The sequence below is a fragment of the Sediminibacillus albus genome (genome assembly GCF_900101125.1).
GTDB lineage: Bacteria > Bacillota > Bacilli > Bacillales > Amphibacillaceae > Sediminibacillus > Sediminibacillus albus.
Genome location: NZ_FNFL01000004.1, coordinates 125412 through 138869 on the forward strand (window position 1 = coordinate 125412; position 13458 = coordinate 138869).

The following is a 13458-nucleotide window of genomic DNA, read 5'->3' on the forward strand; positions in this document are numbered from 1 at the left end:
CTGGCTATAGAAGCGGATTTTTAGCCGATTTCCGATGGTTGTCCGATACAACTCCATTCCTTTCCTCATATAAAATAGCAAAGCCTCCGGTTAGAGGCCGCTCTTATATTTTGGTTCCATCAAAGTATAAGGATTATTTATAACTTGGTTAGCAGCTAAGTTACTAAGTACTTATGTTGAGGAATAGGAAGGGGTTGGCTGATACTATGTTTGAGAATCTAACTTTCATCCAGTTGATTAGTAACCTAGGCTTCCCAATTGCGATATCCGTATATTTGCTGCACCGCTTTGAAAAGCGGATCAGAGAACTGGAACGAGCAGTTAGTGAAATGGCAAAAATTATGGAAAATAAAAAGGACTAAGTTGATCGATGTTGTTTGTAAGAGTGGAAAGGGCAGCTTTTACGTGTAGATTGATTATCTGGCAAAAAGTATTGATTTGCTTCATAATTATCCGGTTGTCCATAAGCTTTAAGATCTGGATGGGGAGCGATTGCGTCATACTCCGTTAGCCGCTCTCTTATTTTTCTTTTGACAAAGGGGGCAGCAGCGTGTGCTTCAAATTTATCAAAAGCCCATCTTGGCGTAAACGCCAAAAGAAAACACGGAAAGTGTCTGCTCTGTCTGTTTTTATGCTGTGGTGTAGCAGAGTAGACGAAGTACCGCTCGCCATGGAAACAGAACTCCCACAATGGATCAGCAGCGTTTAATGGGATTTTCTCCGGCCAATCGATAGGGTCCAAAGCACTTAACTCCGTTAGCATCTTCCAAAAGGCATTCTCATAATCGGGCAGGCTCCACTCTATATTTTCTTTTTCATCAAAAAAAACGATAAGCGAGGTATATTGGCCGATGTCTCTGTATTGATGGCTATATTCTTTTAGCAGTGCTGCCATCATGCTTATCGTTTCCTTTTGAGCGGGGTCCTTAAGGAAACCAAAACGAAAATGGTTTAAATGAAACCCTTGCACAGCAGGGATGCAGGGGAATTTATGCTGTTTATCGGTCATTTTCCTGGTAAAGGATAAAAAGTGTTGATAATGTGTGTCGTTAACACTTTCGGGCTTCTGCGTCAGTTCCATTCCAGAATATAGCTCCAAAGTTCTCACCCTTTCCCTTATAACTTATTGAAAGGGAAGTGAATGGGTGACTGATACCAGCGCAGACTTCGCTTGTTATTATTTATATATGGAATAAAAGTTTTGCTGCCTGATAGCCAAAATAAAACCCGAACCCGATTAGCGATAAACCGGACAATAATGAAATCAGAATAAGTACACGTTCTGTCAGAAATTTTCGGAAGCTGCTGGCCACAAGAGCCATCGAGATATCCCAAATAATTAAGCCAATGATGACAGCGGCACTATAAAGAACCAGGTGGGAGGTATCATATTGGGTTGCTGTTTTAGCTAGCACAGATCCATAAATTCCGAGCCAAAAAAGAATCGTCAATGGATTGGACAACGATAAAAAGAAGCCGGTAAAAAAAGTTTTGGTGCCCGAATCTTCTTCTTCCCGATTACGGTCAAGCGCTACATTTTTTGCACTCGACAAGCTCTCGATTCCTGTATAAACCAATACAAAGCAGCCAAAGGACCATAAAAAAGTTTTCATAAAGGGTGTTTCTAAAAAATGTACAATACCGAAATATACGGTAAGCATGTACAAAATGTCTGCGGCGACAGAACCGAGTCCGATCAGCCAGGCATGGAAAAATCCGCTTTTAATCCCCTTGTCCAATTGGGCGGCATTAATGGGGCCGATTGGAGCGGCCAATGACAATCCTAAAAATACATAACTGAAAAATATTCCCACTATTCTCTCTCCCTTTTGGATAACTTGTACATTTTATTCATACAAGGAGTGAGTTAGCACAAAAATTAAAGAAGATTTTCGGTCTGGCTGTGCATAATATGTTGGTACTGTTAGAATGGATGTGATAAAAGCGGGGATAAGATGGTGATAGGATTTGAATATAAACGATATCATTATATACATTGTAGCGGGTTTTTTTTGTTTAGGCGCATTGGATAAATGTTTGGGTAACAAATGGGGGCTAGGCCAACGATTTACAGATGGTTTCATGGCGATGGGCCCACTGACTTTTACAATGGTCGGGATCATCTCTTTGGCACCTGTTCTGGCCGCAGTGCTGACGCCGGTTGTAGTGCCTGTTTACAGCTTGGTGGGAGCTGATCCTGCTTCATTTGCCAATACTATTTTAGCCTTGGATATGGGAGGGTATTCGCTGGCCAAGGCTATGTCCCAGAGTGATCAAGCCGAGTTATTCTCATGGGTTTTTCTAGGTACGATGCTGGGCCCTACGGTCGCCTTTACTATTCCAGTTGCCTTAGGAATTATTGAGAAAGAAGACTATAACTACTTTGCCAAAGGAATTCTTTTGGGGTTAATCACTGTGCCGGTAGGTTGTCTTGCAGGAGGATTGCTGGCAGGGATAGACGTTTCGGTCGTTTTACGTAACCTCATCATTCCTTTTTCGCTTTCCATTTTGTTATCTTTAGGGTTATGGAAACGAACCAATCAGATGGTTATCGGTTTCTCTGTATTTGGTAAAGGGGTTCAAATTACAGCCATCACTGGGCTTGCTGCAATTGCCATTGAAACATTGACTGGCTTCGTGGTCATTCCAAATATGACCCCGTTGGAGGAAGGAGTCAAAATTGTAGGGTCAATCGCTCTATTTTTAGCGGGTGCATTTCCGATGATGGCTTTTATTTCGAAGGTATTTAAGAAATTGCTAACCCGTATTGGAGCAAAGTTTGCATTGAGCGATACTTCAACTGCAGGCTTTATTGCCTCTTTTGCTCATGTCATTCCAATGTTAACGGCATTAAGGTCTATGGAACCACGAGGAAAAGTGCTAAATGTAGCTTTTGCAGTCAGCGGGGCGTTCGTCTTTGGCGGCCACCTTGGCTTTGTAGCAGGTATAGACAGGGAGTTGGCGTTTGCTGTGATAGCTGGAAAGCTGATCGGAGGATTTTCAGCAGTTATGCTTGCCCTTATATTCGTTCCTAAGGAATCTAGTTCTCCTAAAAGCCGCATGAACAGTGGAGGCCAATCGTTTGATTAGGCCTCCCTGATGACTGTTAACTATTGCTGATCGATTGTTGGGTTTGTTTTAACAACCTTAGTAAGTCGGCCGCCTGCCGAAGCTCTTTTTTTTCTTCCTCACTGGCATTGGCAATTGCTTGTTGAGCGTTGGCAACTTGTTCTTGGGCAAATACTAAATGGTTTTGAGACTCAGAATAGCCAGCAGGATTAGATTGGGCAAGCTCCACCCATTTTTGGGCTCTTTGAACAGCTTGAACAGCTTCCTTGGTATAATTGGTGTACGGCAAAATGACCCGCCTCCCTGATCAGTGGATTTCTTTTGTTTCCTCGGATATTGCTTCCTGATAAGCGCTTATTAATTTACTCATTTCTTCTTCGGAGACATCCAGTAAAAATTCATCGCCGTCCTCATGAAGTATTCTTTTCATTTTTAATTTATGGCCGGACGAATAAAGCACATATTCTTTATTTTCCATTTCAATGACTGCATCTACTTCATATTCCGTTTCTGAACCATTTTCATCCTGGACGAAAATCGTTTGTAAGTTCTCTTTTGGTTGATTGATTTGTCTCACCTCTCTGTTTTCAGATGTCCTTAGGTTTTGTAACTCCGATTATTTTATACAAATCGTCAAAGAAGGGATTCATTTTTCACGAAATCATTTAAAACAGTTTAAAATTCGGTGAAAGAAGGAAAATATATTAATGGACAATAAAATAGACTTGTCGGTAGCGAGAATAAAAATGAGGAGTGTGATTATTCATGAGTGATGTACTTTTTACTGCGCATGCTACAGCCAAAGGTGGAAGAAATGGCCATGTGAAATCGGATGATGGGCTAATTGACTTAGACTTGGTTAATCCTAAGGATGATCCAAATGCAAAAGGCTCCAATCCAGAGCAGTTGTTTGCAGCTGGTTATTCCGCCTGCTTTGATGGTGCTCTAAACCTTGTTGCACGGAAGCAAAAAAAGGATATAGATTCAACGATCACAGCTGATGTCGATTTCCTGAAAGATGAAGAAGATAACGGCTTTAAAATTGGAGTTACCCTTCATGCGGAAATTAAAGGTGTTAGCCAGGAAGAAGCAGAGGAATTAGTAGAACAAGCCCATAAAGTGTGCCCTTATTCCAAGGCGACTAGAGGAAATATTGACGTAAAGCTAAACACCAAAGCTGTATAAATAATAAATTCAGCCCTTCAGGCTGCTCGTCTGAAGGGCTGAATATTGCTTTCTATTATGAAATACGGCGTCCCGTGCAGTTATTGGCTGAGTGCTTTTTTGGCAAGCATAAGATCATTTTTAAACAGTTTATCTAAATCATACGATGGGTAGTGGCCTTTTTTATACATAAGCCGAAAAACCTTATCGTGTAATTGGATGAGTTTGTTAAGCTGGCTGACGAGAACATTTTTTAATGCTGGTGTAGCGGTTTCGGTAATAGCGATACTATAATTTCGGACCGCAGTTTTTGTCAGTACTAACAGATCACCTTCCAAAAGTGTTTCATCAACACCCTTTCTTTCCTCTATCTCCCCATCTCTCGGGGTGAGCGGATAAAACTGTAATAGCTCCTTGAGATTTGCTTCCATTTCCTTAATTGCCTGTTTATACAATGCTTGAAGATCAGCGCTTTTCACTTTAGGCAGAGTATTTTTTAATTTCATCAAGCCGATTGATTGAAAAGCAGTTAATTCGTGCAGTTCCAGGGACTCGTGCCAAGCGAGACTTTTATCCATTGAAATCCAACTCCCCTATTTAAATTGTCTGTTCAATGTATGCAGGAACCCATTTTTTTGTTAATTAACGCTAACGGCCTGGAAACCTTAATCGTTACGGTCTTTCAATAACTTCTTTATCTCTGTTAATTCAGCTTGAAGCTTATCTAATTTAATGTCCGTGGGATCGGGGGTGCCTTCTTTATTCGCTTCTTCCACATTGTTAACTATGACTCCGACAAATAAATTGAAAATGACAAAAGTACCGATTAATATAAAACTGACAAAAAACCACCAGGAAGAAGGCTCTTCAGCCAAAATTGGTCTCATAACTCCGCTTGCCCAGGACTCCAGGGTAACTACTTGAAAGAGAGTGAGCAGGGAAGCATGCAGAGTACCAAAATATTCAGGTGCTACCTGGCTGTACAACATCGTGCCAATCACTCCATAAATATAAAAGAAAATCGATAACAGCATCAAAATGGTTCCCATCGAGGGGATCGTCAAAAGAAGGGCGTTAACCATTCGCCTTAGTGATGGGATGACTGAAATAGCTCGTAAAACCCTGAGAATCCGCAAAATCCTCAACACAGTAACGTAATAAGCTCCGACAAGCAGATGGCCGCTCATTACGATGATAAAATCAAAAATACTCCAAGGGTCCTTAAAAAAGTCCCCAGCAGTCCTGCTGCCGATAAGCCTGATACCGATTTCCAAAGTAAATATCCATAGCAAAATCTTATCTGATATGTATAGCCACTCTGTATATTGAACGGCGATTGTTGAATAGGTTTCCAAACCTATCAATATAGCATTTATGATAATCAGCCCAACGATCAAATTGGTGAATAATGGATGCTGTGAAATGTAGAAGCATTTGTTTTTTAAGTTAGACATGTCTTAACCGTGCCTCCTTTCTCTATCATTTTACTTGTTGAAGCATTGACTGTCACCTGTAGACTATAGTTAACTTAAGGACAGAAGGTAATTACGAAAGGAGCGGATGTGCATGAAGGTCAGGCCAAGCATTTTATTTATTGGTGATAGTATTACGGACTGTGGACGGAAAGATGATGAAGAAGGAATTGGCTGGGGATATGTCAGACTTATCCGAGATTACTTGATTGCAACAAACCCGGCAGGCTGTCCGCAAGTGATCAATAAAGGCATAAATGGTAATAGAGTAACCGACTTGGCAGACCGGTGGCCTAAAGATGTTATAGAAATGTCTGCAGATTATGTATCGATATCTATTGGAATCAATGATGTATGGAGGCAGCTGGACCAACCGGATATCGAGCAGATACACCCTGAGCGTTTCCAAAAAGTTTATCAGGCTTTATTAGATGATTTGAAACAGTCATCAAAAGTTGTTATCCCAGTGTTAATGGAACCAACAGTCATTGAAGAAGATGTAAACTCTGCAGGCAATCTAAAGCTGAAGCAATATGTAGAAATCGTAAGGAGTTTGGCAGAAAAGAATGACGGAATTCTTGTTCCAACTCATGAGGCGTTCCTTTCTTACTTAGTTAAGAACCAAACCCATTGCTTGACGACAGACGGCGTCCATATGAATTCAACTGGTAATATGCTGATGGCCCATACCTGGTTGAAGTCAGTTTTGGCTCACTTAAAATATACAGCAGCATAAAAGAAAGAGGCGATAAAGATGTTCAAAATACGAGAAGGAAGCTTGGATGATTTTCAGCAGCTTTTAACGCTTTACCGGGAACTTTACCAGGCGCGGGCTTTAGCAGAACCTGATTATTTTAAAGAAACGGATCATCCTATTGATATAGAATTCCTGGAAGAAGTGCTTACTGATGATAAGAAAAGGTTATACGTTGTTGAAAAAGCAGGGGAAATCATCGCTTTTACTATTTTTATCGGCATGAACCAGATGGAAACAGCCCGGACAGAGCAGCGACGAATCATAAAAATAGAGGAAATGTATGTCAGAAAAGACCACATCTACAAAGGGATTGACCAACATCTGTTTGAGAAGATTAAAAAGTTTGCATTAAATAGGGGGGCAGAAGAAATCATCCTTGAGCTTCCAGAAAAGGAACAGGAAATAATCGATTATTATGAAGAACGGCTTCGGTTAGTTCCTAAATTCCGGACAATGTCATTTAAGCTTTGAAGAAGGAAGGGTAAACAATGCCACAAACTACGAACAGAGTATTATTTATCGGTGCCGGCCGTATGGCGCAAGCGATCATTAGCACATTGGCCGAAAAAGAACAATTCGACATTCTTGTTACTAATAAAGGAAATAAAACAAGACTAGAGTATGTGCAAAATACTTACAGAGTCCCAGTAACTGAGGATTGGAAGCAGCAATTAAATAAAATAGATATTATTTTTTTGGCCATGCCCCCTGAAGACCACGAGCAAATCCTGAAAGAAATATACCGACTTATCAATGGGCAGCTGGTTATTACAGTTGCCGCAGGTATAGACCCTGCTTATCTGGAAGCCCGCCTGCCGGACGGAACCCCCACTGCCTGGGTAATGCCAAATACTGCTGCGAAACTTGGTGAGTCAAGTACGCTTTATGCTATCGGTACCCATGTCGAAAAACAGTATGTGAAGGTGTTAGAGGAAATCTTATCTGGGATAGGAGCCTTTGAGAAAGTGACTGAGCAGCAGCTCCATCAATTAACGGCTATTACAGGAAGTGCGCCAGCCTTTATTTATCGGATCACCGAGTCATTAAAGAATCAAGCCCAGGAAACTGGTATAACTGAAGAGCAAGCAAGAAAACTAGTTGCGCAAATGATTGCCGGTTCCGCCGAGCTGCTTAAAACCGGAGAGGACCCTGCAGCCCTTGCAGGCCAGGTAGCGACACCTGGCGGTTCTACTGCTGCCGGACTAGGGGTTTTAGACAATCATAATGTAGATAGCTTGTTACGAGAAGCGATAGAGGCTTGCCGGAGGAAAGCTGGTAATAGCTGATTAAAGAAAATAAAAAGGTACAATAACCTAAAAAGTGGTTGAGACATAACATAAATCCATTTGCAAAAATCGAACGAGTTCGATTTTTGCTTTGGCCATTATACTTTTGTTCCAACCTCTATTAAGTTCTATGCCAGATCAGGTGAACATTAACTTTGTCACGTAATTGCTGTTTTCGCTGCTTCATCTCTATCACCGTTGTCTGCGACAGTCACCTTATCAATAGATTGTATGGGGTCGGCGATTTTGTCAGCAAATTCAGGCAGCATTCGATAAAAACAGTCAAAGGTTTTGCACATATTTTAGTCTTGTTTTTGCTATAATGACCTCAGATGAGGTTCCTTTTACACATTATTTCCACAGGACAATTTTTAACTTGGCGAGAGGGAGGGAAACATGAGGTTTTTACGAAACTTAGTCATTATCATCGTAATCCTGGCAGGTGTCGGCTATGGTGTCTATCATGTTGCTGCTGGTTTTGTTGCCGACAGGATGGTAGAAAAATTGGAGCAGGAACTTGATTTAAGCGGACAGGCTGGCGATATGGAACAAGTCGCTAAGAATAGTCCTGAGCTGCAGGAGTTCTTAGCAGATGTTCCGCAAATAGACCAGAGTACTCTTCCATTTAAAACAAAAGAAGGTGCGGTAAAGAACTTAATTAAGAAGTTCAGCATGAGTGAAATACAGGAAATGAATGAATCGGTGAATTCCGGTATAAGTCCGGAAGAGCAGGCTGCGTTGTTGGAAAAAGTAGAAGATAAGTTGACCAAAGAGGAATTGGACGCTGTAAAAGTAGTTATCTATAATGAGCTTAACAAATAAACAAAGCGGCAGGACATGTGTGACATTCGAATGGCCTGCCGCTTCTCGGATTATGGACTATCATTCATACATATTTATTACGGCCTGCTCCGAGCCCAAAAATGATGATAAGCAGCGAAATGAAAATCATAATCAGCAAGGGTATTTGCCATATCTGGGTTAAATCATAGAAAAAGCCGATGGAAAATGGCCCAATAGCTGCAAATAAGTAGCCGATTGACTGGGCCATTCCAGACAGCTCTGCTGCCTGGCGGGCATTGACGGTACGCATACTTAGGAAAGTCAGTGCCAGGCTGATACTGGCGCCTAAAGATAAGCCTATTAGCGTTATCCAGACTACTAATAATGGCATAGGGCCTCCTGCCAATAAACCACTATATCCTGTTAAAGCAAGAAAACCTATAACGGCTACCATTCCTTGCTGATTTTTGAACTTATCGGCAAGAATAGGAGCAACGAAGGTGGCGGGCAAGCTGATAAACTGCATGTACGACAGCAGCCACCCTGCCGTTCCGATTGCTAGTCCATAGTCATGCAAAATTTCTGGAAGCCAGGAGATGGTGACATAAAAGAGAAATGACTGCATTCCCATAAACAAGGTGACCTGCCATGCAAGCGTGGATTTAATAAGCTTTGCAGCAGAAGGCTCATAAAATTGCTGGCTTGTCAGAGATTTACGCTGGGAATGAATATAAAAAGACCAGATAATGATAGCGAGCCCTGTCAATAATGCCCAACTAGCCAAAGATGCCTGCCATCCCAACTGCAGATCGGCTGCTAAAGGAATGCTCAGCCCGGAAGCAAGTGCAGCAAAGGTTGCCATCGAGGTAGAATAAACACTCGTCATAAATCCGACCTTTTCAGGGAATTTTTCCTTTATTAAGCCTGGAAGAAGAACGTTGCAGATGGCTATCCCTAGGCCGACAAGCGTTGTCCCCAAATATAGGGTGGGGATGTAGGCAGCGGAACGGACAAGAATCCCAAGCATTAAAATGATCAGGCCAGATAAAAGGGTTAAGCTGCCTCCGATTTTGTTGCTTAATCGCGGAGCTAAGGGAGACATAACGGCAAATGCCAAAAGAGGCAGACTAGTAATCAAGCCAGCACTCCAGTTTTCAAGTCCAATACTATCCCGGATTGTTCCAATCAAAGGGCCTACCGATGTAATTGCAGGCCGTAAGTTAATAGCAATTAAAATAATGCCAGCTACCAGTAATATAGGGGTAGCGGGTCTTGAAGCAAGGGTTTGCTGTTTGTTCATACATGACTCCTTAGAATGACAGGATTTTTATGTAAAAGTTTGTTTGCAATAGTATATCGATGAATGTATAAAACACAGTATAAAAGAAGTGGATAAAATCCTCAATGAAATAAGCCTTCCATTGAGGGCCAATTTGTTCAATCAACGGAATTAAAGGCTGCATCATAAAGCTTCTTTGTATCCGAGAATCTTGCATTTTCCGTTCCAGCTCCCATAATTACCGATACATAACGTGTTCCGCCTTGCTGCACTGTGCCAGTAAAACAATAACCTGCCACGTCTGTATATCCGGTTTTCAAACCATCTACTCCCGAGTAGCTGATATTCTCTTCATTCATTTCAGGCAGCATCGAATTGGTGTTATAATAAGTAATAGCATCCTGACTGCCATGGGTCACAGTTTGTGAAGGCATAGAGGAAATATGGAGTATTTCCGGATAGGTATTCAACAGTTCTAAAGCTAACGAGGCAACATCTTTAACAGACATCATGTTGTCCGGGCTTGGAAGATTTGCATAGCTGTATGAGCCTAAGTCACTATTGCTAAGTCCAGTACTATTAACAAATGTTGATTTTTCCAGCCCGATTCTTTCGGCTGTCTGATTCATTAATTGGACAAATTCTTTTTCGCTCCCTGCAACGGCTTCCGCTAAAGCGATAGCGGCACCGTTGGCTGAGTGGATAGCTGTTGCATGAAATAATTCTTCTACCGTATAAGTTAGCTCTTTCTTTAATAAGATAGAAGAAAAGCCTGGTGTATTGGAAATTGCAGAGGCATAATCACTGATAGGGATTTGCTGTTCCCAAGTAAGATTTCCGTTATTGATCGCCTCTAAGACAAGATACTCGGTCATCATTTTTGACATGCTGGCTACTGGCAGGGAACGGTTTATGTTTTTCTCATACAATAGCTGCTGATTATCTGCATTGATTAATAAAGCGGATTCAGCTTCTAGGTTTAAATTTGAAAGCAGCACCTCCTCGTCCACTTGGAAAGAGGAGTCCTGATAAATGATTGTTTCTGATTGTTCCTCCTGATTTTCAGGCTGGCCGCCATGTAACGAAAGAGTGATAAAACCAGCGATAAGCAGTAAAAAGAGTAAAATTAAAATATATTTAAAAGTTTTCATTTTCATACCTCCATTAAACTAAGACGAAACACAGCCAGAAAAGTCTACAAAAAATGTCTTTTTTTGAAAATTCACATCAATATTTTATTAAAAGGTAGGGTATCCGTATGCATAACACCTTGAAAAACGAAGTGATTTCCTGGTTGAAAACGATTTTGGTTGCTCTTATTATTGTGGTGGTTTGCCGGCATTTCCTAATTACGCCATCGATTGTGGAAGGCGAATCAATGATGCCTACCCTGCATGATGGGGACAGGATTATTCTCAGCAAAATCAGCAAAATACAACGGTTTGATGAAATTGCTTTTCAGGCGCCTGATTCAGAAGATGCGTATGTAAAACGAGTGATCGGATTACCTGGCGATACGGTGGAGATGAAAGAGGATATTCTTTATATTAATGACAAGCCAGTTGAAGAGCCTTATTTAGAAGAATATAAAAAAAGGTTATCGAATAGCCAGTATCTAACAAACGATTTTACTTTACAAGAAGTTGCCGGAAAAAGCACTGTTCCTGAGGACAGTCTGTTTGTCCTGGGGGATAACAGGCTCGATAGCAAAGACAGCAGATACTTTGGTTTCATTACCGAAGAATCAGTCATTGGCGATGTTAAGTTAAGAATATGGCCGCTGCAAGGAATAGGTATCCCTAATTAAAAAACATCCAACCCGAATGGAAGAAAACCTGGGTCGGGTGTTTTTTTATGAATGTACAAACAATCGCTGCTTGTTTCTGTAATAATTTCTAGGGGCGGTGGGACAATAAGGGCATACTTTAACAGAAATGGGTGAGTCAATGGAATACAATCAAGGCTATATGCCGGGGGAAGTCGTCTATGTGATAATTAGAAACCCGCATGTACAGGGGGTAGCCAATGTCCAGGAGGCAGCGGTGGTTGCTGACCCTAATCATGCTGGTGACCTGGCGTTATTTTTGTATGATACATATTATCCCTTAACAGAGGAAGTAGCAGTTTATCGTTCTGAACAGGAAGCGGAATTTGCCTATCAATCGGTGTTCGGTGATTCAGAGGAAGCGGATTTCCATGGTTAAACCGTTTGTCCCTCAGTTAGTTTATGTGGAACCGCGCGCTTTGGAGTACCCGCTAGGCAGGGAACTTATCGATAAATTTAAGAACATGGACATTGAGATACGGGAGACCACTTCACATAACCAAGTGCGAAACCTACCGGGCGACAACGATTTTCAAAAATATCGTAACGCCAAATCCACCTTAGTAGTGGGAATAAGAAAGACGCTGAAGTTTGATACATCGAAGCCTTCTGCAGAGTATGCAATACCCTTCGCAACAGGGTGTATGGGGCATTGTCATTATTGTTATTTACAAACAACGATGGGCAGCAAACCGTATATTCGTACTTATGTGAATACGGAGGAGATTTTCGACGAGGCAGAAAAATATATGCGTGAACGTGCTCCGGAAATTACCAGGTTTGAAGCTTCCTGTACATCGGATATTGTAGGCATTGACCATTTGACACATACACTGAAAAGGGCAATAGAATATTTTGGTAAGACCAGGCATGGAAGGCTTCGGTTCGTAACGAAGTTTGCCCATGTAGATCATCTTCTTGACGCTGACCATAAAGGGAAAACCAGGTTTCGTTTTAGCGTCAACGATGACTATGTTATTAAGTATTTCGAACCGGGAACTTCAAAGCTTGAAGAAAGAATCGGAGCGGCGGTTAAAGTAGCTGAAGCTGGCTATCCGCTTGGTTTTATTGTGGCCCCAATTTACTTGCATGATGGCTGGCAGAAGGGGTACACAGAGATGCTGGAAAGACTAGCAGAAAAGCTGCCGCCCACAGCTAAACAGGATTTGACCTTTGAATTGATTCAACATCGGTTCACACAGCCGGCTAAGCGAGTTATAGAAAAAAATTATCCAATGTCGAAGCTTGAGCTTGATGAGTCAAAACGAAAGTGGAAATGGGGAAGATATGGGATAGGGAAATATGTGTATCAGGATAAGGAACAGGAAGAAATGAAGGATGTAATGAAACAGACCATCAGCAAGCTGTTCCCGAAAGCAAAAATCGAATATTTCACCTAGTCTTGTTGAAGAGGATGTTTGACAATGCTTTGTTTTCATGTTTAATTTGAAGTAATTAAATATCGGAAAGTCCACTAGGGGCGCCATACGGCTGAGATAAGGATGAATCCTTGGTCCCTTTGAACCTGAACTGGTTAATACCAGCGTAGGAAAGTGGAGACGGGATAAGTATATCTATTATAGTTAAAATAAGATGACAACCGCTCCAGTTTTCTGGAGCGGTTTTTTTATGCTCCTGAAGTAAAGATTTCCCGTTCCATCCAGCTCTTGTGGACTTTCTCCATTACAGGGAGGAGTTTATAAATGAAATTTTCTGGAGCGAAGAGAGACCTGCCCAGCCTATTTCTGAACGTATTATGAGCCATCCTTTCTTTCTACGAAAATCCAGGGAGAGGTTCCAAAGCAGGCGCCACTTTTCGTTAA

At 41.5% G+C, this 13458-nt stretch carries 18 protein-coding genes and 1 riboswitch; of the genes, 10 read left to right on the forward strand and 8 right to left on the reverse strand.

Annotated elements, in window-relative coordinates; all coding sequences use genetic code 11:
- Positions 1-206: 206 nt before the first annotated feature.
- On the forward strand, positions 207-362 hold the full coding sequence (locus BLR93_RS12295) for a YvrJ family protein (protein WP_093214994.1): 156 nt from the start codon (positions 207-209) through the stop codon (positions 360-362).
- Here BLR93_RS12295 and BLR93_RS12300 read toward each other — a convergent pair.
- Positions 359-1099, reverse strand: coding sequence for a YqcI/YcgG family protein (locus tag BLR93_RS12300; protein ID WP_245690142.1), 741 nt, complete (start codon positions 1097-1099; stop codon positions 359-361). The two genes, BLR93_RS12295 and BLR93_RS12300, sit on opposite strands and share 4 nt — an antisense overlap.
- An 82-nt stretch (positions 1100-1181) precedes the next feature.
- Positions 1182-1814, reverse strand: coding sequence for a LysE family transporter (locus tag BLR93_RS12305; RefSeq protein WP_093214997.1), 633 nt, complete (start codon positions 1812-1814; stop codon positions 1182-1184).
- A 154-nt stretch (positions 1815-1968) separates the two neighbouring features.
- On the opposite strand from BLR93_RS12305, the gene eutH reads away from it, so the two are divergent.
- The gene (gene eutH / locus BLR93_RS12310; protein WP_093215001.1) at positions 1969-3090 is read left to right on the forward strand and encodes an ethanolamine utilization protein EutH; all 1122 of its coding nucleotides are present in this window, start codon (positions 1969-1971) and stop codon (positions 3088-3090) included.
- A gap of 16 nt (positions 3091-3106) precedes the next feature.
- Here the strand turns inward: eutH and BLR93_RS12315 are convergent, their stop codons facing one another.
- Positions 3107-3358, reverse strand: coding sequence for a hypothetical protein (locus BLR93_RS12315; RefSeq protein ID WP_093215006.1), 252 nt, complete (start codon positions 3356-3358; stop codon positions 3107-3109).
- Between the two features lie 18 nt (positions 3359-3376).
- Complete coding sequence (locus BLR93_RS12320; RefSeq protein ID WP_093215009.1) at positions 3377-3646, reverse strand: DUF1292 domain-containing protein; 270 nt, start codon at positions 3644-3646, stop codon at positions 3377-3379.
- A gap of 188 nt (positions 3647-3834) precedes the next feature.
- Between BLR93_RS12320 and BLR93_RS12325 the strand changes: the two genes are divergently transcribed.
- Complete coding sequence (locus BLR93_RS12325) at positions 3835-4254, forward strand: organic hydroperoxide resistance protein (RefSeq protein WP_093215012.1); 420 nt, start codon at positions 3835-3837, stop codon at positions 4252-4254.
- A gap of 80 nt (positions 4255-4334) precedes the next feature.
- Here BLR93_RS12325 and BLR93_RS12330 read toward each other — a convergent pair whose 3' ends face one another.
- Both BLR93_RS12330 and BLR93_RS12335 read right to left on the reverse strand, forming a co-directional pair.
- The gene (locus BLR93_RS12330) at positions 4335-4811 is read right to left on the reverse strand and encodes a spore coat protein (protein WP_093215014.1); all 477 of its coding nucleotides are present in this window, start codon (positions 4809-4811) and stop codon (positions 4335-4337) included.
- Between the two features lie 87 nt (positions 4812-4898).
- Positions 4899-5687, reverse strand: a complete 789-nt coding sequence (locus BLR93_RS12335; RefSeq protein WP_093215017.1) for an ion transporter — start codon at positions 5685-5687, stop codon at positions 4899-4901.
- Between the two features lie 106 nt (positions 5688-5793).
- Between BLR93_RS12335 and BLR93_RS12340 the strand changes: the two genes are divergently transcribed.
- From BLR93_RS12340 to BLR93_RS12355, 4 genes are all read left to right on the forward strand, one after another.
- A complete protein-coding gene (locus tag BLR93_RS12340; protein WP_093215019.1) occupies positions 5794-6441 on the forward strand; it encodes an SGNH/GDSL hydrolase family protein in 648 nt (215 codons plus the stop codon).
- 18 nt (positions 6442-6459) lie between these two features.
- The gene (locus BLR93_RS12345) at positions 6460-6933 is read left to right on the forward strand and encodes a GNAT family N-acetyltransferase (protein ID WP_093215021.1); all 474 of its coding nucleotides are present in this window, start codon (positions 6460-6462) and stop codon (positions 6931-6933) included.
- A 17-nt stretch (positions 6934-6950) separates the two neighbouring features.
- Complete coding sequence (gene proC / locus BLR93_RS12350; protein ID WP_093215022.1) at positions 6951-7748, forward strand: pyrroline-5-carboxylate reductase; 798 nt, start codon at positions 6951-6953, stop codon at positions 7746-7748.
- A 396-nt stretch (positions 7749-8144) separates the two neighbouring features.
- A complete protein-coding gene (locus BLR93_RS12355) occupies positions 8145-8570 on the forward strand; it encodes a hypothetical protein (protein WP_093215025.1) in 426 nt (141 codons plus the stop codon).
- A gap of 64 nt (positions 8571-8634) precedes the next feature.
- Here the strand turns inward: BLR93_RS12355 and BLR93_RS12360 are convergent, their stop codons facing one another.
- Both BLR93_RS12360 and BLR93_RS12365 read right to left on the reverse strand, forming a co-directional pair.
- On the reverse strand, positions 8635-9831 hold the full coding sequence (locus tag BLR93_RS12360) for a CynX/NimT family MFS transporter (RefSeq protein WP_093215027.1): 1197 nt from the start codon (positions 9829-9831) through the stop codon (positions 8635-8637).
- Between the two features lie 137 nt (positions 9832-9968).
- Positions 9969-10961 (reverse strand): D-alanyl-D-alanine carboxypeptidase family protein, encoded by a 993-nt coding sequence (locus tag BLR93_RS12365; protein ID WP_093215030.1) that lies wholly within the window; start codon positions 10959-10961, stop codon positions 9969-9971.
- Positions 10962-11068: 107 nt separating this feature from the next.
- On the opposite strand from BLR93_RS12365, the gene lepB reads away from it, so the two are divergent.
- The 3 genes from lepB (at position 11069) to splB (ending at position 13035) form a co-directional block, all read left to right on the forward strand.
- Positions 11069-11617 (forward strand): signal peptidase I, encoded by a 549-nt coding sequence (gene lepB / locus BLR93_RS12370; RefSeq protein WP_093215031.1) that lies wholly within the window; start codon positions 11069-11071, stop codon positions 11615-11617.
- Positions 11618-11756: 139 nt separating this feature from the next.
- Positions 11757-12014, forward strand: a complete 258-nt coding sequence (locus BLR93_RS12375) for a transcriptional regulator SplA domain-containing protein (protein ID WP_093215034.1) — start codon at positions 11757-11759, stop codon at positions 12012-12014.
- Positions 12007-13035 carry a spore photoproduct lyase gene (gene splB, locus BLR93_RS12380; protein ID WP_093215037.1) on the forward strand — a complete coding sequence of 343 codons (1029 nt, stop codon included), beginning with the start codon at positions 12007-12009 and terminating at the stop codon, positions 13033-13035. Before BLR93_RS12375 ends, splB begins: the two co-directional genes overlap by 8 nt.
- A gap of 66 nt (positions 13036-13101) precedes the next feature.
- Positions 13102-13204: riboswitch (TPP riboswitch) on the forward strand.
- The last annotated feature ends 254 nt before the right edge of the window (positions 13205-13458 follow it).

Bases quoted from the DNA above. Each gene is read 5' to 3' on its own strand.
- BLR93_RS12340 (WP_093215019.1), top strand. From the start codon at position 5,794: ATGTGCATGAAGGTCAGGCCAAGCATTTTATTTATTGGTGATAGTATT.
- BLR93_RS12345 (WP_093215021.1), top strand. From the start codon at position 6,460: ATGTTCAAAATACGAGAAGGAAGCTTGGATGATTTTCAGCAGCTTTTA.
- BLR93_RS12325 (WP_093215012.1), top strand. From the start codon at position 3,835: ATGAGTGATGTACTTTTTACTGCGCATGCTACAGCCAAAGGTGGAAGA.
- lepB (WP_093215031.1), top strand. From the start codon at position 11,069: ATGCATAACACCTTGAAAAACGAAGTGATTTCCTGGTTGAAAACGATT.
- BLR93_RS12375 (WP_093215034.1), top strand. From the start codon at position 11,757: ATGGAATACAATCAAGGCTATATGCCGGGGGAAGTCGTCTATGTGATA.
- BLR93_RS12355 (WP_093215025.1), top strand. From the start codon at position 8,145: ATGAGGTTTTTACGAAACTTAGTCATTATCATCGTAATCCTGGCAGGT.
- BLR93_RS12335 (WP_093215017.1), bottom strand. From the start codon at position 5,687: ATGTCTAACTTAAAAAACAAATGCTTCTACATTTCACAGCATCCATTA.
- proC (WP_093215022.1), top strand. From the start codon at position 6,951: ATGCCACAAACTACGAACAGAGTATTATTTATCGGTGCCGGCCGTATG.
- BLR93_RS12295 (WP_093214994.1), top strand. From the start codon at position 207: ATGTTTGAGAATCTAACTTTCATCCAGTTGATTAGTAACCTAGGCTTC.
- BLR93_RS12365 (WP_093215030.1), bottom strand. From the start codon at position 10,961: ATGAAAACTTTTAAATATATTTTAATTTTACTCTTTTTACTGCTTATC.
- splB (WP_093215037.1), top strand. From the start codon at position 12,007: ATGGTTAAACCGTTTGTCCCTCAGTTAGTTTATGTGGAACCGCGCGCT.
- BLR93_RS12330 (WP_093215014.1), bottom strand. From the start codon at position 4,811: ATGGATAAAAGTCTCGCTTGGCACGAGTCCCTGGAACTGCACGAATTA.
- BLR93_RS12360 (WP_093215027.1), bottom strand. From the start codon at position 9,831: ATGAACAAACAGCAAACCCTTGCTTCAAGACCCGCTACCCCTATATTA.